This is a genomic window from Desulfobacter latus, assembly GCF_013389365.1.
Lineage (GTDB): Bacteria > Desulfobacterota > Desulfobacteria > Desulfobacterales > Desulfobacteraceae > Desulfobacter > Desulfobacter latus.
Window position 1 is genome coordinate 17,754 of the sequence record NZ_JACADJ010000038.1, and the last position, 19,492, is coordinate 37,245.

Below are 19,492 nucleotides of genomic sequence, written 5' to 3' on the forward strand. Positions count from 1 at the left end.
TCATGAAAAAATTACCCATTGGAATAGATAGTTTTAAAGAAATCATAACAGACAACCACTGCTATGTTGATAAAACGAAACTAATCCACCAATTAGTAAAACAGGGAAAATACTATTTTCTTTCCCGGCCCAGACGATTCGGAAAAAGTCTTCTGATCGATACCATATACCATGCGTTTCAAGGCAATAAAGCACTCTTTAACGGCCTTTTCCTTGAAAACAACTGGAATTGGGACAAAAAACACCCTGTCATCCACATCGACCTGGCCGAAAGCGTTATGAAATCACCAGACCGACTGGAACAAAGACTCCATCGTATTCTTGCAATGCACGCAGCCCAGGCGGGCCTGACCTTGAACTGTTCCCATGTCGATGACTGTTTTGAAGAATTAATACAAAAACTACACCATAAGAACAAACACAGGGTCGTGGTGCTGGTGGATGAATACGATAAACCCATATTAGACAACATCACCACGCCTGAAACAGCCCTGGAAATCAGAGAAAGCCTGCGTAATTTTTACTCAGTACTTAAAGCCCAGAGAAACCATTTACGGTTTGTCATGCTTACCGGCGTATCAAAATTTTCAAAAGTTTCTCTTTTTTCAGGCCTGAATAACCTCAAAGACATCACCCTGGACAAACGCTACGGTGCCATATGCGGTTATACTCAAAATGAACTGGAATCAACTTTTCATGAATATATGAAAGGCCTGGATTCCGAAAAAATAAAAAAATGGTACAATGGTTACAATTTCCTGGCCGAACCGGTTTACAATCCATTTGATGTATTGCTTTATCTGGATGAAGGGCAGTTCCATCCCTACTGGTTCGAAACCGGCACCCCAACTTTTCTGATTCGTCTGATCCGTGAGGCAAAACTTTGTTCCGGAACCTTTGAAGGCATGAAAATCAGCCATCGTTTCCTAGGCAGTTTTGATGTAAACAATATCAAGCCACAACCGCTTCTTTTTCAAACAGGATACCTGACCATCAAAGCGCTCAATCATGATTCAGGCGGTGTCTATTATACCCTGGGATTTCCCAACCATGAGGTAAGATATGCATTCAATGATGCATTACTGGCGGAATTAACCCAGGCTGATGCTGAACAGGATGACACAAAGCTGGCACTTTCTGACGCTCTGAATACCAATAATCTCGACAGGTTAAAGCAAATTTTCCACACGTTCTTCGCCTCAATTCCATATGACTGGTACCGAAAAAACGATATGGCAGGATATGAAGGATATTACTGCTCAATTGTTTATAGCTATTTTACGGCCCAAGGTCTTCAAGTCAGCACAGAGGACGCAACCAATCACGGTCGCATCGACATGACCGTACATTTTAATGACCGCATTTACATCATAGAATTCAAAGTGAATGAACTGACAAAATCGGACCGGGCCCTGGCCCAGATTAAAGAAAAAAGATACTACGAAAAATATACCGGTAAGGAAATTTACCTTATCGGTATAGAATTCAGCAAAAAAAACAGGAATATTACCCGCTTTGAATGGGAGAAAATGTAAATTTAAGATATTTTTTTTATATTTAGGAGTATTATATGCTGTTCAGACTGTTTTTATGTTTTACCCTGATCCCGGTGGTTGAATTATATATTCTTATCCATCTCGGCGGTATTATCGGCGGGTTAAATACCGTGATACTGGTCATTATCACCGGATTTCTCGGTGCCTACCTTGCCCGGATGGAGGGATTGAATACCATGATGAAGGTTCGCCGGAATTTAAACCAGGGGCTTATGCCGACCGAAGAACTTGTGGATGCCTTTATCATCCTCATTGCCGGATTAGTACTCATTACCCCCGGGCTTTTAACGGACACGGCAGGCCTTTTACTATTATGGCCCCCTACACGAAACACGTTTAAACGCTTTTTACGGAAAAAATTTGACGATATGACGGACAACGGCAGCATTAACATCACCCGGTTTCATTGAATTTGTAATCTTTATCAAAGATCTTTAATCAACCGCTCTCCATTACATGCCCGGGCGGCCTTGTCAAACCCATCAAGGCTCTCCTCTAAGGCCTGGGTCAACAAAGTACCGCCCGTATACGCATTTGAATTTCCCTGGTGTTCTACGGCACAAAGCACATCCATGATACTCATACACTCAATATCCATGGCCGGGGTGTAACCGCTTGTATTGCCTTCAAGATTAACTGAATACAAAACGCCTGCATCCATCAGAATCCCAAGAAGATGATGCACAATGATTAAGGGCAGATTCAGTTCCCTGGCAATAAAATTATCTGTGGCAGGGGATTTTTTTTCGACAAACCGCTGAACACATCGTTTAACAATTTCCAGCATGGCAAGTTTTTTTGCCCGTATGCTCATTGTATTCAGATTCAGGTCCGGGGTACTTGCGTTTTCGGTGTTTTCCCACTCAAAGGCAATCTCCGCCCCGTAGAGCAATACCCCCCAGGACACCTGCAACCAGATTAAAAACAGGGGCAATGCGGCAAAACTGCCATAAATGGCATTGTAGCCTGTGACAAAAACCTGAAACTTTAAAAATGCGGTCTGGATAACCTGAAACAAGGTGCCGGCAAACACAGCCCCTGTGGCGGCAGCCCTGAAATTTACCTTTTTATGGGGCATGATCACATAAAAAAACATAAATAGCGACCAGGTAACGATATATGGCACAATACTGATAAAAAAAGAAATAATCCCTTTAATATCAATGGGAACGCCAAGATAGGCCCAGAAAGATTCCAGACGGGGAATCATGAACAAGTTCACGGATCCGGACAAAAGGCCCAAAAGCCATGCTGCCAGGGCAATGGTCAGATAATCAGTAATTTTACGGATCAACGGCCTGCCGTCCCTGACCCACCAGATACGATTGAATGTGCCTTCAATATGGAACATCAGTTTAATCAGGAGTACAAAAGAAGCAGCACACCAAGCACGGCCATGAGCCCGCCCTGGGTTTTTTCCAGCAAATTGTTGGTGAAAACCAGAATACTTTGGACAATCTCCTCGTGGCCTTCAAACAACGCCAGCACCTCGGCCTCAAGGAACTGCCGGAACCCGAAACCCTTGGCAATACCAAAGGCCATGGCCATGACAGGCACGATGCTGAAAAGGGTGTACAAGCTTAAAGCCGATGCCCGCAAGGCGCAACTGTCCCGTTGATACCCCTTGGCAGCCCTGTAAAGCACCCGGATGGACTTGACCCGAAATTGGGCAAGTGAAACGGATATTATCTGCTTTATTTCCGGTTCAACCATGACTTCAGGCGTTTTAAGCCTTCCTGGGTGGAAATTTTCGGCACATAACCCAGATCCTTTTTTGCCCGGCTGATATCAAACCAGTGGGAGGTGGCAAGTTCCTTGGCTGCAAAGCGGGTCATGGGGGGATCCTTTTTAATGCCAAAGGTTCGGTAAATGAATTCAAAGAACCACCCGGCTGCATAAGCAGTTCTCCCGGACACATGCCCTTTGATGGGCGGCAGGCCCGCGGCTGCCAGAAAAGCATTGGCCAGGGTCCATTTGGACATGGGTGCATCCTGGCTGATAAAATATATGTTTCCGGACAGATCAGGATTTTGGGACAGCTTTTCAGCGGCCAGGATATGGGCGTCAGCGGCATTATCCACATAAATGGTGTCCACAAGATCCGTATCCGGACCAATAATTTTCAGTCGGGAGGCCCTGCTGATAATGCCCGGCACCAGATGGTTATCTTCCGGTCCCCAGATCAAATGGGGCCGCAAGATGATCACGGAAAGCCCCTGCCCCGCCGCTTTAATCACCTCTTTTTCCGCCAGGGCTTTGGTTTCAGGATAGGGTGCCGGATATTTATCCGGATAAGGAACCGACTCATTTGCCCCGTGCATATCCTTGTCATCAAACACCACCGAAGGCGAACTGGTATGAATCAGCCGGCTAACTTTATTTTTCATGCAGGCGTCAATCACATGCACGGTTCCGGTCACATTAATACGGAAATATTCATCATAAGCCCCCCAAATACCGGGTTTTGCCGCAGTATGAAACACGGTGTCCATGCCGTTTAAGGCATCGGTCACAGCATGGGCATCGGCAAGGTCCCCCTGGATCTGGGAAACACCGAGTTTATCCAGTTCCGAATACCGGGACCGGGAAAATGAAAAGACATTCTCCCCTCGATCCACTAATTTTCTGACCAACGCCTTGCCCAGAAAGCCGCCGCCGCCGGTGACCAGAATATTTCCCAGAGTCATTTTGTCTTGATCTCCTGTATATCCAAAATTTTTATGAATAGTTGCTAAATCTTTGCTTGACAAGACACAACTTTTTTTATAAAAGTAATTCGCCTTTCAGCTGAGCGGGAATAACTCAGTGGTAGAGTGCGACCTTGCCAAGGTCGAAGTCGCGGGTTCAAATCCCGTTTCCCGCTCCATCCTTTTAAATCCATTTAAAACATCTTTCGGCCCTGGTCATATTTTCGGCCATACGAATTTCCGGTAGGTTGGGTTGAGGAACGAAACCCAACGCCGACAAGTTGTTGGGTTTCACTTCGTTCAACCCAACCTACGATGTGGGCGATGTTATGACCAAGCCCCATCTTTCTTAGCAAAATTATATACTCATCTCTTACATCTCTCTCACAACCGCTTAATATAAACGAATTTCACATACCACAGACAGAAAAAAAAGGCCATGGGAACAGTTAAAAACCCTTGGTTTATGTTTCATCATTCACTCAAGCCGAATATAATTGTGCCACGATTATTGTGTCAGTTGCAAAACATCCTGCGATAGCAAACAAATTTATCTATTTTGATTTGCGATATAATCCCCGCCAATGGTTCGGAGTAAACCCTGAAAAAGAGGCTGTAGGGCAGGCCAGCGTGCCTGCCCTAACGAATCAACTTTGACCCTCAGAATTGATTTTATGCAACACCTTCGGTATGACTTCCGTAATGTTTTTTCTTGAAAATGGTTTTGTAATAAAGGCGTCTATGCCCAATTGGTTTGCCCTGTTTTCGTCCATACGGTTGCTGTGACCCGTACAGATAATAATCGGAATCCCCGGACGGATCTGTTTTATTGCTTGTGCCAGCTGATCGCCTGATATTTCAGGCATGCTCATGTCACTGATCACCAGATCAAACTGTTCAGGGGTGTCTTTAAAGACGTTCAAGGCACTCGCGCTGCTTGTTTCTCCGACTACCTCATAACCGGAACGCGTTAGCATCTGCGTGATCAATCTGACGATTGATGGTTCATCATCCACCACCAATATCCGCTCTTTTCCCTTTTGCAGTGTTTTGATCTGTTCCGTTCCGGTTTCCGTTTGCGCCTCAATTAACGGAAACAAAACGTCAACAGTTGTTCCCCGCCCAACAACACTTTGGATCTTAATGGCACCATCATGTTTTTTTACAATTCCGTGGACAACGGCAAGTCCCATTCCCAATCCCTGATCTACATCCTTTGTTGTGAAATATGGATCGTAAATACGATCCATATAAGCCGCTTCAATACCCTTCCCCGTATCCGTCACCGTAAGCCTGACATAATCTCCAGGTTTCAGATCCTCATCGTAAAAAGCTGATGCCCGGTTTACTTGCAGGGTATCTAAACCCACTTGCAGAATACCGCTTTCTTCGGCCATGGCATGAACCGAATTGGTACAAAGATTTATCACGACTTGGGTGATCTCGGTAAGATCACCCAAAATCATCTCATCTGAACAGGTAATGTCTGTGCGGATATCAATCGTAGCAGGGATCGTCCGCCGCATAAGATTCAACGCGTCTTTGATGACCGTACCAATCCGTATGGGTTTTCTTGATTCCGGCGTTTTCCGGGCAACACTTAAAAGCTTTTGGACAACATCTTTTGCGCGTAATGATGCGACCTTTACTTCCTGGATGTAGTCTGTTGCCGGATTACTCTCCGGAATATCATCTAATGCAAGCTCGGTGTTACCGATAATGATACCCAGCATATTGTTGAATTCATGCGCGATCCCCCCTGCCAAGGTGCCGATGGCCTCCATCTTATGTGCATGACGCAGCTGTTCTTCCATTTTTTTCTGGTTGGTTTTATCTTGGAATACCGTGGCAAATTTGTTTTTAGAAGGTGAAAAAACCGATATGAAAAAATGTTTTTCCAGGGGATGAAAATAAGTTTCAAATGATGTAGCGGATTGCGTGGCAACCACTTCTGCATAAATCTCTAAATAAGGCACCGGGTCGGATTGATAAAGCTGAGACCCTAAAGCGCCTATCGCCTGATCCCGACGGATTCCGGTCAGCTCTTCATATTTGGGATTGACATCTAAAATCCGATAGTCAACAGGCGTTGACTGTTCATAAATCAATTCGTGCAGGCAAATACCCTCATGGCTTGAACTGAAAAGGCTTCTGTATCTCTTCTCTTTTTCTTTCAGCTTTTTCTCATAATGTTTGCGCTCAGTGATGTCCTGGTGGGTACCTGCCATACGCAGGGCCTTTCCGGATACGTCCCGATATACGGCCCGCCCCCGCCCCAGAATCCATTTTAAGCCGCCATCCTTGGTCTTCATACGGTATTCAACGACAAAGGAATCCGTAAGATTATTTACACAGTCCAGGTTTACCTGATACGCTTTTTGCCGGTCCGCCGGGTGTATCAGGTCCTGCCATTGTTCGACGTTTTCTATAACATCAGTAGTATCATATCCCAGCATGGATGTTACGCCCGGGCTGCAATAAATATGTCCCGTTGTTAAATCCCAGTCCCAGATTCCATCGTTTGATGCCTCCATGGCAAGCGAAAAGCGTTCTTCGCTCTTTTGCAGCGCTTCCTCCGCCTGCCTGCGCTCAGTGATATCCAGGCCGTGGGAGACCACGCCGACGATGTGATTCTCTTTATTCCGAAATGGTGTGTATTCCATTCTCATCCAACGGTTACCGGTTCCATAAAAATCCACAAGGGTCTCATACTGGACGGTTTCACCTTTCAGGCAGCGGTCAAGATGGGGCTTGATTTCCTGTTCAAAAACGTCTGGATCTATGAAATCCGTTATGCGACGGCCGGTAATCTTATTCGGCGTTTCGTTATGAAATCGGGAATACGCCTCGTTTACCGCAAGGTAACGGTAGTTGTCGGAAACAAGGGAGATGGGATGAGGGATTGTCTGAATAATATGTTTTTTGATATGAATCTGTTTTTCGGCTTCGATTTTAGAAAGCGCAAAGGCCAGATCATTGGCGACCTCCACAAACAACGCCTGCTCTTCTCGGTCATGGGCAAAATGAGCGGGCACCGAAACAGACAGGATGCCGAAATTACCGAGTTGATGCGTGAGGGCTGAGCGGCCATGGTAATGACGTGAAAGTGGGCAATTCGTACACGTGTTTTTAGGATCATTAATCACAATCAGTTCTTTTTTTTCAAGTGCGCGCTGCACGCAAGAAGGCAAAAATCCCTGATTCAGAATGTCCTGGAATGCGTTAAAACCGCCGTTAAAACCCGCCGATCCGGTTAACGTCATGTTACGGCTGTGTTCATCCAGCAGGACGATCCAGGCGTTGTAATAGCCCATGGTATCGGTGAGTTCTTCGCAGGCTTTCTGGATGAGGCGAGACGGGTCGTTCTCCTTTATAATAAGCTGATCAACGTTACGGATCGCTTTCAGCACATTATTCAGATATAGCTCCCGCAACTGATTTTTTTGTTGTTTTCGCTGGATCTCCGCTTTTTCGACAATCTCACCGATCAATTTTGCAAAGGATGCCAGAAGCTTTTTGGTTGCTTCAACGAGAAATTCAGGGCGTGATTTATAGCTGTCACCGATCTCTTTTAGCGTCTCAGGGTCAACATTGAATCTGTCAGCCAACGCGTTCAATTTATCAAGAGATTTGGGCGGATCACCATACCCGATATTGATTGCGCCAACGACCCGTTGACCGGCATATATGGGCTCGGCATATAAATGGATGCCCCCGACACATGCGATGTCAGTACTTTTTCCAGTCTCAATGGCCCGTTTTGCAGAGTCATGCCAACAATTTTCATGACACAACCATTTACCGCAAGACAAAGCCGTTCGGTTATCATCCGTATTACAAAGTTCACGGGACGCGGCATCCATCAGTCTACACCATCCGGATGAAAACATCCCAAAGGCATAGTCCCCATTGGCCTCATAAATCGCCACAGATGTTTCAAGAAGATTAATTGCATTTCTGCCAATCTCTCTCAGGGTTTCCATTCCCACCGAATCCATGATCAATCGACAACGGTTTAATGCCGTGACGTCACCGTATGGTGGGCTATAATCATCACTTTCATTTGCCGGAAGCGGGCTTGATTTATCAAGCATCCATTCAAATTTATCAAATCTGTCCTGCATATAAAAACCCCTTTAAAAAATTCGGCCATGGCATACTTATTTGCAACTATTCATCCTCATAAATATCAATATCCGGATAATATTTTTCTGCACACGCTTTACATATGCCATGACTGAACCTGGCCTCAGAATGTTCATGGATGTAAGATTCGATCTGGGTCCAATACCCTTTATCATCACGGATTTTTTTACAATGAGCACATATGGGCAACAATCCACTGAGTTTTTTAACCTGAGAAAGTGCTTCGTTTAAATTTTCGATCACCTTCTCGCGTTGCCTTTCGGCTTCAACTCTTTGATCCAGATTCCTGCTGTTCTGCAATGCGATGGCTGCCAATTCACCGAAACCGGTTGCCATTTCAGCATCATTGTCATTAAAATCCGTTGCCTTGTTTGCCAGACCGATTAATCCGACACTTTTGCCGTCTATAACCAAAGGTGCGAACATGACATTTTTCAGGGTCATATGCCCTTTGGGCATGAAGTCAATCCATTCACTGTTCATAAAATCATTATGATAAACCGCTTGATTCAAATAATACGCCTCAGACCGTAATCCACGGATGGGCATGGGCAACTCAGGATCAACCATACACGGAAGACCGCCGGATTCAAGGAAAACAACCTCATTTTCTTCGCCGGTTTCATTTAGCAGGGCAACATATCCGGATGTTGCGCCGATCAAATCCTTACAATAATCAAAAATAGCTCTTGCAGATTCTTTAAAGCCTTTTTGTCCAAGAACGGCCTTTGCTCCGCTCATTATTGCACTGAGTTCTTTTTCCCGAACGGATAATTCCTGAATCGCTTCACATAATCGGGCAACCATATCATCTCTGATGAAGGATTTTTTTTTCAGTGCTTGGATTTCTTTGAGTAAATCTGTTCTTGAAACATCAATCGTCATTGCAATCCCTTCCACTCGTCGAGTTCCAATACAATATTTTTTCCCCTTTATCTTTAATCAGTATTATCGAGATCTCAATGTAAATGTAAGTGTGCAAACCGCTAACCAGTTACATCCTCAAGCACCTTTCGAATTGTCTGAGCCATGTCCGATTTAATCACGGGTTTCATCAAAACGGCGTCTATACCCACCCCCCCAATGTCCTGGTCTTCTAATCTGTCACTGAACCCGGTCGAGATAATAATCGGAATATCGTTTCTGATCGATTTTATCTCTTTGGCCAGCTGGAGGCCTGTCATACGCGGCATATTCATATCAGATAGAATCAAATCAAAGGCATGCGGATTTTCTTTGAAGCAGATCAACGCCTCTAAAGGACTGGTCTGCCGGGTAACACTGTATCCGATTCGTTCGAGCATCTGCTTTTCCAGTTTTGCAATCGGTTCTTCATCATCAACCAATAAAATGCGTTCATTGCCGGTTGGGATCTTCTCTATTGAATTTTTTAAATCAGAGATGCCCGTTCGCCGTATTACCGGCAAATAGATGTTAAAGGTTGTTCCCTTACCGATTTCACTGTAAACGGTAATATCGCCCTTATGTGCCTTTACAATGCTGTAAACGATGGACAACCCAAGCCCCGTACCTTTCCCTTTTTCCTTGGTGGTGAAATAGGGATCAAAAATTTTATCCCTCAACTCCGGTGGAATGCCGCTTCCGGTATCAGAAAATGACAGCAACGCATATGTGCCGGGTTCAATATGTTTACTGGGTAGATCAGATAACGCCAACTCGGTTTCCCTTAAAACCACGCTGATCTTTCCGTCTGCCGTTTCCATGGCATGATAGGCGTTGGTGATAATGTTCATGGCAATCTGGTGGATTTGCGTGGGGTCCGCCATTACCATTGCACAATCCGTTTTAATATCGTGGTTGATTTCAATATAGGATGGAATGGTTGATCTTGTGAGTTTCAGAACTTCTTCTAAGACAGTCTGAATCCGGGTCGGCGACATTTGATGTTCGCTCTGACGACTGAATGCAAGTATCTGGTTCACAAGATCCGCGCCCCGTTTTCCGGCGGTTAATATTTCCAGTGCGTTCTCATATTCAATGCTGTCTTTTGACAGATCTTCCATCAACAATTCCGACATACCGATAATGGAAAACAGGATATTGTTAAAATCATGTGCAATACCACCGGCAATCGTTCCAATGGCTTCCATTTTCTGGGCCTGTCTCAGTCGCGTCTCAAGCTGAATTCTTTGCTTCTCATCTTGTTTTTGCCGGGTTGTATTGTCAGATACAACGGTGATATAATCCATTGTATTATCATCAGAAAATACAGGTATCAGTGAGGAGTTCAGCCAGACGTCGTTTCCTTGAATATCACGGGTTAATGCCTCCATTGTAACTGTTTCGCCGGTGCGTTTTACATGCGTTAAGCTTTTAATCATTTTTTCTTTAAACGGTTCCGGAAAAAAATCAAACGGATAGGGTTTTCCATACACGCCGGCATTGGGTTCCAGGTTAAGCATTTTAAATCCATTGGCGTTCATGTATTGCAGATTGAAATCCAGATCCACAATTTTGTGGCAAACCGGAGAGTGGTCCAATAAGGCTTGATTTCTTTTTTCAGTGTTTATTTTGGCAAGGGCAAGGGCAAAGGCAAGGTCCCTTGACACCTCTAAAACCAAATCGTGTTCATCCTTTTCATGTTCAAAACCGGCGGGAACTGATACAGACAGTATCCCCCAAATCCTGCCCTCATGCTCAAGGCGGCAGGTGAATAAAAAGCGACCGGCATATTCTTTTGAAAGGGGGCAATCCGCGCATTCGACTATCGGTGCCGTGATGACAACAGATTCGTTTGTTTGGAGAGTACGCTGCATGCAGGAAGGAAACACCCCCTGATTCAACCTTTCCCGCATGACGTCAAAGCCCCTGTCAAATCCAGCGGCCCCGGTTAACTTCACATGCCGACCCTCTTCATCCAGAAGTCCGATCCACGCATTAAAATATCCCATGGTGCCAATGAGTTCCTCGCAGGCCTTTTGTATAAGGCCGGCGGGATCACGTTCTTTTACTATCAATTGATTGGTATTCAGAACGGCTTTCAGCACCCTATTTAAATGTGCTTGTTTTTTTAAGATTTTTTCCATTCCCACCTTTCCACAAAATTTTATTTTTCAGCACTTATATCATAACGGGTGTTGAAATAGTCAACACTAACATTTTATAATTATAACAAATTGAGGACTTGATTTCTATTGTCGGCCATTTTTTCTGCTACTTTTCACATTTTTCTAATCCTGTCTTCACAGGGATGTAACACAATTTGCATAAATTGCATGATCAACAAAGATATTCATCTCATTATAATAAGGATAGAAAATGATGAAAATAGATCTTCATGTACACTCCAAATTTTCCAAGCGGCCTTCCCAGTGGGTTCTTCAGAAAATCAGCTGCCCTGAAAGTTTCACGGAACCCATGCTGGTATATAACACAGTCAAAGCAAAGGGGATGTCCCTTGTGACCATATCCGATCACAACACCATTGACGGTGCCCTTGAAATTGCCCATCTGCCGGACACCTATATCTCCGAGGAGATCACCTCCTATTTTCCCGAAGATGGGTGCAAGGTGCATGTGCTGGCCCAGAACATCACCGAAGCCCAGCATGATGAAATCCGGAAAATTCGGAAAAATATCTTTGATCTGGTCGCTTATCTTCATGATGAAAAGATCGTCAATATCATTGCCCATCCCCTCTACGCCGTAAATGACCGGCTGACCATCAATCATTTTGAACAGATGCTTTTGCTGTTTAAAAACTTTGAACTCAATGGTGCCAGAAACGACAAACAGAATCAGATTCTGACCCAGGTGCTCAAGCAGCTTACCCCCATGGACATTGAACGACTGTCCAATATCTATGATTACCAGCCCCTGTTCGATACCCCTTGGGAAAAGAACTTCACCGGCGGGTCCGATGACCACTCCGGCTTAAATATCGCCAGAACCTGCACGGCCGTTGATAATGCAACGGATCTTGACGATTTCATGGCCGGCATCCTCAACGGGAAATCCCGGGCCGTATCCGATCCATCCACGCCCCAGACCATGGCCCACAACCTGTACGGCATTGCCTACCAGTTTTATAGAAATCGATTCAACTTAGAGCGCCACACCTGCAAGGATCAATTGCTCAAGTTTCTTGACCACTCCCTGATGCCGGTATCCAATGTGAATAACGGTCTTATGTCACGCGTTTACACCTTCTTAAGCAAACGTAAGAACGGCCGGGAAGATAGCAAATCATGTTCCATGAAAGATCTGATTCGAAAAGAGACCGAACGTCTGTTTGCTGAAAATCCTGATCTGATGAATATTGCCAGAACCCAGGCCAACAAAGTAAACCGTGGTGCATCCCTGGAAAAACAGGAAGCACACAGGGAAAAACTATGGTTTGATTTTGTCAATCAGCTTTCAAATAAGGTGTTGTCCCACACAGGTGATTTTCTGCTTGGTCAGGCATCCGGGGCAAATTTGTTTAACATCTTCCAGACCATCGGTTCCGTGGGCGGGCTCTACTCTCTTTTGGCACCCTATTTTGTGGCCTTTGTCCACTTTGCCAAGGACAATGAAATGAATACGACAGTCCTTAACCGCTTTGCCAAGTACAAAAACGGGATGCAGGCCCCTAAATCCAGGGTGCAACTCGGGCACTTCACTGATACGTTCTACGATGTCAACGGGGTGGCCCAGACCCTTCAGCAACAAGTACAGGCGGCATTGAAAAACGACAAACACCTGACCATCATTACCTGTGACGCCCGGGCAGGTAAAACAGGGCACGGCGTAAAAAATTTCACCCCCATGGGCGTGTATGAGATCCCGGAATATACGGAACAAAAACTGTATTATCCACCATTTCTGGAGATGCTGGACTATTGCTACCACCAGGGATTCACCCATATCCACTCTGCCACACCCGGTCCCATCGGCCTGGCGGCCCTGGCCATTGCCAAAATCCTGAAGCTGCCCTTGACCGCCACCTACCATACCCAGTTTCCCCAATATGCCCAGTATCTGACCGGAGATGATTTTATCGAAGATCTGACCTGGAAATTCATGATCTGGTATTACGACCAGATGGACCAGATCTATGTTTCCAGCCAAAACTCCTTTGAAGAACTCACTGAACGGGGTATCAAGGCCGAAAAAATTCGCATCATGCCCCGGGGCATCAATACGGAGGTCTTTCATCCATCCAATCGCTGCGATATCCTGACTTCCGAGTACAGGGTTAATGAGGATGCGTTAAAGTTTCTTTATGTGGGCCGGGTATCCAAGGAAAAAAACCTGCCGCTTCTGGTGGATGCCTTTAAAACACTTTGTGCGGCCAGTGACAAGGTGCATCTCACTGTGGTGGGGGACGGACCCTATGCCGATGAAATGAAAGAGATGCTCAAAGAGTATCCCGTGACCTTTACCGGATATCTTTCCGGAGAGCCTTTATGCCGGGTGTATGCCTCGGCAGATCTTTTTGTATTCCCTTCCGCCACAGATACCTTTGGCAATGTGGTCCTGGAAGCCCAGGCGTCGGGTCTGCCCGTAATTGTGTCGGACCTGGGCGGCCCCTGCGAAAATATGTTGGATCGTGAGACCGGTATTATCGTTAAAAGCGATGATGGTGGGGCGCTTTTATCGGCCATGCAGGAACTTGTGATCAATCCCTGGTTGCGCAGTCAAATGTCCAAGCGGGCCAGGGCATATATGGAAGACCGCTCCTTTGAAAATGCATTTATACAGTCCTGGGAATTCTACAAAGAGATGGATACGCCGGCTTCCATGGAAAAATTTTCCAAGGCGGTATGATTATGACCCATATACAATCAGGATTAAAAACCGCCGCACGCATGCTCAAAGGCCGGATGCCCGGCCAGCTTGTTATACAGATTACGGACCGGTGCAACGCCACCTGCCCCCAGTGCGGTCGGCATATAGTATCTAAAATTTTATACTATTCTTTATTAAAATAAAAAATCTAATATTCAAAATAGCTGGATTGATCTATTTTTGGTTGACAAAAATCAACTATTTCGTTATTTTAAAAGATAGTTCTTTGAAAAGGTAAATGGTTGTGCCTAAAAACCATGGCATGTAAAACCTTACGGGTAACAATTTTTCAAACATAAACAATTTCATTAGCGAGAACCAAGCCAATAAGATTGTTAGTAATGGAAAATTAAAGCGCATAATATTTCACTTGAAACGTTATGCTTTGGGAGAGACCCCCGCTATTTAGAAAATGGCGTAAGCTATATATTTGTATAGCAAAAAATGCATCGGTATGCGCAAAACCAATAAATTTGACAGAACCCGGCTCACCAATGATCAGCTCAAAGCGATCATTGATGCGGCAGGGGAAAAGGAATTCCAGGCCATCTCCTTTACCGGCGGGGAACCCATGATGTTACGCAAGGATCTGCCTGAACTGATCCGGCACGCCGGAAAAGCCGGTATTCCCTATATTCGCACCGGCACCAATGGATTCTTTTTTGCCGATCATGACAAACCAGGCTTTAAAGACACGGTAAAGGCCATTGCAGATGAGTTCGCAGACACCCCGTTGCGCAACTTCTGGATCAGTCTGGATTCGTCCGTCCCGCACATCCATGAACAGATGCGCGGATTCAACGGAATTGTCCGGGGGATGGAGAAAGCATTACCTATTTTCCATGACGCAGGACTTTTTCCTTCCGTGAATCTTGGGTTGAACCGCAATGTTGCCCAAATCACCCGGAGCCTTGCATCGCCAGGCAGGGAAGATCTGGCAGTCCCGGAAGCCTCCCCCTTTTACCGTGCCTTTGCCCAGGGATTTGCCGACTTCTACCGCTCCATTAAATGCCAGAGCGTTTCAGCCTGTGGCGAATATCCCTTTTCCCGGGCCTGAAGATCCAGTCCATTCATACCCATGACCGCAACATCCATATTTACCGGATCAATATGCCGGCGCAGGTCTATGGTCAAAAGATAGGTGTTGCATAACTTGCAGACGTTCACCTGTTCTCCGTCATTGACAGGACTGTCCTGGTCAGAAAAACATTCTAGAAGGGTTTGATCATTATTTTCGCAGCGGGGGCAAATGTGACGGTTAAAACGCCATTCATGGGCGCACACAGAACACTGCAGCCAGCGATCACCCTCTTCACCGATGAGCCCGGCAGCAACCGGAAATGATCCGCACATCGGGCAGTGCCCGTGCAGCCACTTATGTTCCTCTACCAAAGGGGCGAACGCCCGGGCCTGAATCTCCTTGAACGGTCCGGAAATCTGGGCCAGGGCAAACCTGAGTATGTCAGGCGTGGTGTTTGCCCGGGCAGCAAGTGCCTTTATGATTCGGGTGCTGTTCGCCATAACCGCCTGGACGCATTCGCCGGCATCAAGGTTGTTGTCCGCAATGTTGTTTTTAATGGATTCAATGTCCGACCGGATGCCTGGAAATGCCGCTGCTATGGGCGGCAGAATCATTTGAGCTGCCTGTTTAAACTCTTTATGGAAGTCCATAAGCCCTGTGATGGCAAACAACTGCACCCCTTTAGAAAACCGAACCCAGTCAAATTCGGGCAGATCCGTTTCTTTTACCTCGTTTTCAGACAGACGTGCCGTTAATTCCGCTTTTGCCACCAGTACCGGACCAAAGCTATAGACAAGAGAGGATAGCGCAGGCTTGCGCATCACCAGGGCGTCAAGGGCTGCTTGAATGCCTTGGGGCGTTTTTTCATGGCAAATACGTTCATTCTGATTCATAATCTTTGAACTCCTTTGAAAACATTTGTTTATTCCCGATTTTTGAGAATTTTGCATTAAATTAGCGCCCTTTGGGCGGGCTGTTAGGTACTGGGTACTGGGTACTGGGTACTGGGTACTGGGTACTGGGTACTAGGAAATGGAAATTCCTATACTCTTAAAATATTATATTGCGTATATGATAATTTTAAAAATAAAAAATTTGCAAGCCTTTTCAGATAATGTTAAGAAAGTCGATATTTATTCTCTTTTACAATTAAGCAGATCTGGTTATTTTTATTTTTCTTTTCGGATGTTATTCCGTTCGCTAAGTCAATACGAAAAATAACGGAAATCCCAGATCAACCGGGCTTGATTCTATTGTCGGCCATTTTTTGTAGGGGCAATCCCCCTGTGGTTGCCCTCGTTAGGGCAGGCACGGTAGCCTTCCCCTACAGCGGCCGATGTTAGAACCAATCCCGATCAACTTGCTATCCTTTAAAAAACGTCAGGAGGAATAATGACTCAAACCGATCCGAATAAACTGTATATTGATGCCGACAATAACATTAGTGCTGGAGGTGAGCAGCCAAAACTGAAAAACAATGCAACGTTCTTACAGCTTCCAGCAGAGCTGGAAAAAGAAATGAATGCTTATCTTAACAAATTAGCAAAAGAAAAAAATATAGAATGGGAAAATGATCAGGGCGCAAAATCTGTTTTTCAATCACAAGGATGCTTTTTCGTTATATCTCTGGAAAAGATTGAAGCTTTGATGAAATTAATCAATAGCTGTCTCTCTTTGAATGAGGGGGATATGGATGAAATAAAAAAGAATCTAAACAAATCCATGGATATCATTAACGGCATATAATTTCGGCACTTGATTGTGACCAATAAAAAAGAGGCATCCGTAAATGACGCCTCTTTTTTACTTAAATATGGGAAAGATGATTAATGTGTGATTACATATGCATCAGGGAAGAGTTAATCCACAGATGGGAAAGAATCGCCAGGATGTATCCCAGTGCAATTACAGGTGCCCATTTCAGGTGGGCACCAAAGGTATAAACCCCTCGTGCCGTTCCCATCAAGGCAACACCGGCAGCAGATCCGATGGAGAGGAGCGACCCGCCCACACCGGCCGTCAGGGTGACCAGGAGCCATTGGCCGTGTGACATCTCCGGATTCATGGTCAGCACCGCGAACATGACGGGTATATTATCAACGATGGCTGACAGGACACCGACCAGAACGTTGGCCCAGGTAGCGCCAAGTTGGACATACATCTGGTGTGAGACCAGACTCAGGTATCCGAACTGAGACAGCCCGCCAACACACATAATTACGCCGTAGAAAAACAATAGGGTATCCCACTCGGCCCGTGCAATTCTATGCATCAGGTCAAACTGGACTTGTTCAGAAGAAATGGATTCAGTATCCCGGATCGTTTCAATGGCACCGATCACCTTACCGTTTTGATCTCTTACCGGTGCGGCCGTCATCACCAGATTGGTACCGTTTTTACCAATGGTTGGGAAGAAGCGGGCTGCCCGATGGCCGGATTCAAAAACCTCACTGGGGCGCTGTTTGTCGCCATAGTTTTCTTCAAATTCTTTTTGAGAGGCGTTTTCCAGTACCATATCAACCAGAATTTTTCGTTTTTCAGGCCAGAACGGTGACCAGTGCTGGTCAGTGCCGATGCGCTCTTCCGCGGATACGCCGGTCAACCCCTCCAAAGGCTTATTCCAGTGCGTGACCTTTCCATCGGTGCCAATGGCCATGGCTGGATAAGGGATGGAATCCATAATGCTTGAGATGTCTTTCTTGCTTTTCTCGGTCGCCCATATGGGCTTAAAGGGCATATATCTTTGTGAACCCAGGATGGGATCGTATTTGTTGATGCTGCCCTCACGACGTTTGACGTGGTAGGATAAAAATCCAAGATACCCGAGCCCCAGCATCATGCCTGCAGCCGGCGGCAGGCCCAGAAAGTTGTGAAAAGAAACCGCGGTCATAATGGTCAGCAAAAAGAAAATCATCATGGCCACTGCACCATATTTCATGGTCGCTTTTTCGCTGCTCAGTTTGGCTTCTGCTTTTCCTATGGCAAACATCATGATAAAGGCCGGCACCAACCAGTTAATGGCAGACGGGATAAACAGATCGAAAAATTCAATGAAATTGACTTTACCCTTCTGCCAGACCATCAGGGTAGTGATATCTCCAAAGGGAGAAAAAGCACCACCGGCGTTGGCGGCAACCACAATATTAATACATGCCAGTACCACAAACTTTTTATTATCTCCGCCCACAGCCATGGCTACGGCACCCATCAGCAGTGCGGTGGTCAGGTTGTCTGCGATCGGAGAGAGGAAGAACGCCAGTACACCCGTGATCCAGTAGATCTTTACCAGGGTAAATCCCCGGCTGACCAGAAATGCCCTGAGACACTGGAATACCCCTCTTTCTTCAAGGGAGTTGATATAGGTCATGGCCACCAGCAGGAACAAAAACAGCTCCGCATATTCCAAAAGGCCGTGTTTGATGGCTTCATGGGCGGTATGGGTATCGCCAACCTTGGCATAGGCCAGTGCGACCAGCACCCAGATCACACCCGCAGCCAGTATGACCGGTTTGCTTTTTCTAAGATGTATTACTTCTTCAAATGGAACCAGACAATAGGCCAGGACAAACATTGCAATGCCCAAATAGCCGTATATTGACTGTGTAAAATCAATAACCGCCCCGGCGGCTTCTTGCCCTCCGCCGGAAGCCAGAACTGCTGCCGGCATCACCAGCAGCATCAATAAGGTCATAAAAAACTTCATTTTTTTCTCCGAAAGATCCAGTGTCATCCCTTAACACTGCCCTTTTTTGTTAATTGTATCTGAACAATTCAATCAGCCCAACTGTTTATAAAACAGTTTTCCTAAACCAAGCAAAATTTTTTATCCGATCGTACCCTTTAAGTCAATTGGTTTTTTAGTATAGAGTGGGACAGGATTGGCCCAACGTTGCGATGGTTATTAAATATAAAGCGGCAACCGATGTGCCCAATGATGAAAAACGCTTCTTTACGGACCACGGGATCTCCGGAAATGGCCCCTGCCTATAAATTGCCATGCACCCAATGATTTCGCCATTTTCCCGAAAAACTGTTCCGGAAGTAAAAATTCAAATAAACGACTTGACTCCCATAAATTTAATAGTTTATGCATATAATAGTTTATGCATATGAAAATTAAATAATCCATAATTTTATAGAAACAGGTTGTGTTAAAAAAGTGAGCGGGTCAACTACCCACCGACACCTTTGGTGATCGGTGGGCTTGTGACTTCGGTTGCAAGTCCTGTTGATTAGCCTTGAGAGCCTTCGGGCTTTCGTTCTAAAGGAATATATAGGCACCCTGGTAATAT

15 protein-coding genes and 1 tRNA gene are annotated in these 19,492 nt (G+C 45.5%); 8 read left to right on the forward strand and 8 right to left on the reverse strand.

The window, feature by feature from the left end; all coding sequences use genetic code 11:
- Window positions 1-2 precede the first annotated feature (2 nt).
- Together HXW94_RS11305 and HXW94_RS11310 are read left to right on the forward strand one after the other, a co-directional pair.
- The gene (locus HXW94_RS11305; protein WP_178367010.1) at window positions 3-1,535 is read left to right on the forward strand and encodes an ATP-binding protein; all 1,533 of its coding nucleotides are present in this window, start codon (window positions 3-5) and stop codon (window positions 1,533-1,535) included.
- Between the two features lie 35 nt (window positions 1,536-1,570).
- Window positions 1,571-1,966: an FxsA family protein gene (locus HXW94_RS11310; protein ID WP_178367011.1), complete on the forward strand. Its 396-nt coding sequence runs from the start codon at window positions 1,571-1,573 to the stop codon at window positions 1,964-1,966.
- Between the two features lie 14 nt (window positions 1,967-1,980).
- On the opposite strand, the gene HXW94_RS11315 is transcribed toward HXW94_RS11310, so the two are convergent.
- The 3 genes from HXW94_RS11315 to HXW94_RS11320 are packed head-to-tail and all read right to left on the reverse strand — an operon-like array spanning window position 1,981 to window position 4,243.
- On the reverse strand, window positions 1,981-2,907 hold the full coding sequence (locus HXW94_RS11315; RefSeq protein ID WP_246293882.1) for a YihY/virulence factor BrkB family protein: 927 nt from the start codon (window positions 2,905-2,907) through the stop codon (window positions 1,981-1,983).
- Between the two features lie 8 nt (window positions 2,908-2,915).
- The gene (locus tag HXW94_RS19525) at window positions 2,916-3,269 is read right to left on the reverse strand and encodes a YhjD/YihY/BrkB family envelope integrity protein (protein ID WP_246293893.1); all 354 of its coding nucleotides are present in this window, start codon (window positions 3,267-3,269) and stop codon (window positions 2,916-2,918) included.
- On the reverse strand, window positions 3,251-4,243 hold the full coding sequence (locus tag HXW94_RS11320; protein ID WP_178367012.1) for an NAD-dependent epimerase/dehydratase family protein: 993 nt from the start codon (window positions 4,241-4,243) through the stop codon (window positions 3,251-3,253). The genes HXW94_RS19525 and HXW94_RS11320 overlap by 19 nt, the downstream gene beginning before the upstream one ends.
- Before the next feature lie 104 nt (window positions 4,244-4,347).
- On the opposite strand from HXW94_RS11320, the gene HXW94_RS11325 reads away from it, so the two are divergent.
- Both HXW94_RS11325 and HXW94_RS20350 read left to right on the forward strand, forming a co-directional pair.
- Window positions 4,348-4,422: transfer RNA gene (locus HXW94_RS11325), tRNA-Gly, on the forward strand.
- 280 nt (window positions 4,423-4,702) lie between these two features.
- A complete protein-coding gene (locus HXW94_RS20350) occupies window positions 4,703-4,900 on the forward strand; it encodes a hypothetical protein (RefSeq protein WP_178367013.1) in 198 nt (65 codons plus the stop codon).
- On the opposite strand, the gene HXW94_RS11335 is transcribed toward HXW94_RS20350, so the two are convergent.
- The 3 genes from HXW94_RS11335 to HXW94_RS11345 form a co-directional block, all read right to left on the reverse strand.
- Complete coding sequence (locus tag HXW94_RS11335) at window positions 4,891-8,367, reverse strand: hybrid sensor histidine kinase/response regulator (protein WP_178367014.1); 3,477 nt, start codon at window positions 8,365-8,367, stop codon at window positions 4,891-4,893. The two genes, HXW94_RS20350 and HXW94_RS11335, sit on opposite strands and share 10 nt — an antisense overlap.
- Window positions 8,368-8,413: 46 nt before the next feature.
- Entirely contained in the window at window positions 8,414-9,274 is an 861-nt protein-coding gene (locus tag HXW94_RS11340) for a GAF domain-containing protein (RefSeq protein ID WP_178367015.1), read from the reverse strand.
- A gap of 101 nt (window positions 9,275-9,375) precedes the next feature.
- Window positions 9,376-11,436 carry a hybrid sensor histidine kinase/response regulator gene (locus HXW94_RS11345; RefSeq protein WP_178367016.1) on the reverse strand — a complete coding sequence of 687 codons (2,061 nt, stop codon included), beginning with the start codon at window positions 11,434-11,436 and terminating at the stop codon, window positions 9,376-9,378.
- A gap of 232 nt (window positions 11,437-11,668) precedes the next feature.
- Between HXW94_RS11345 and HXW94_RS11350 the strand changes: the two genes are divergently transcribed.
- From HXW94_RS11350 to HXW94_RS11360, 3 genes are all read left to right on the forward strand, one after another.
- The gene (locus HXW94_RS11350) at window positions 11,669-14,158 is read left to right on the forward strand and encodes a glycosyltransferase (protein ID WP_178367017.1); all 2,490 of its coding nucleotides are present in this window, start codon (window positions 11,669-11,671) and stop codon (window positions 14,156-14,158) included.
- A gap of 2 nt (window positions 14,159-14,160) precedes the next feature.
- Window positions 14,161-14,322: a hypothetical protein gene (locus HXW94_RS11355; RefSeq protein ID WP_178366996.1), complete on the forward strand. Its 162-nt coding sequence runs from the start codon at window positions 14,161-14,163 to the stop codon at window positions 14,320-14,322.
- 311 nt (window positions 14,323-14,633) lie between these two features.
- The gene (locus tag HXW94_RS11360; RefSeq protein ID WP_246293895.1) at window positions 14,634-15,236 is read left to right on the forward strand and encodes a radical SAM protein; all 603 of its coding nucleotides are present in this window, start codon (window positions 14,634-14,636) and stop codon (window positions 15,234-15,236) included.
- Here the strand turns inward: HXW94_RS11360 and HXW94_RS11365 are convergent.
- Window positions 15,173-16,093 carry a formate dehydrogenase accessory protein FdhE gene (locus tag HXW94_RS11365; RefSeq protein WP_178367018.1) on the reverse strand — a complete coding sequence of 307 codons (921 nt, stop codon included), beginning with the start codon at window positions 16,091-16,093 and terminating at the stop codon, window positions 15,173-15,175. The genes HXW94_RS11360 and HXW94_RS11365 overlap by 64 nt on opposite strands.
- Before the next feature lie 499 nt (window positions 16,094-16,592).
- Between HXW94_RS11365 and HXW94_RS11370 the strand changes: the two genes are divergently transcribed.
- On the forward strand, window positions 16,593-16,946 hold the full coding sequence (locus tag HXW94_RS11370; protein WP_178367019.1) for a hypothetical protein: 354 nt from the start codon (window positions 16,593-16,595) through the stop codon (window positions 16,944-16,946).
- Between the two features lie 91 nt (window positions 16,947-17,037).
- Here HXW94_RS11370 and nhaD read toward each other — a convergent pair whose 3' ends face one another.
- Window positions 17,038-18,903 (reverse strand): sodium:proton antiporter NhaD, encoded by a 1,866-nt coding sequence (gene nhaD / locus HXW94_RS11375; RefSeq protein WP_178367020.1) that lies wholly within the window; start codon window positions 18,901-18,903, stop codon window positions 17,038-17,040.
- Between the last annotated feature and the right edge of the window lie 589 nt (window positions 18,904-19,492).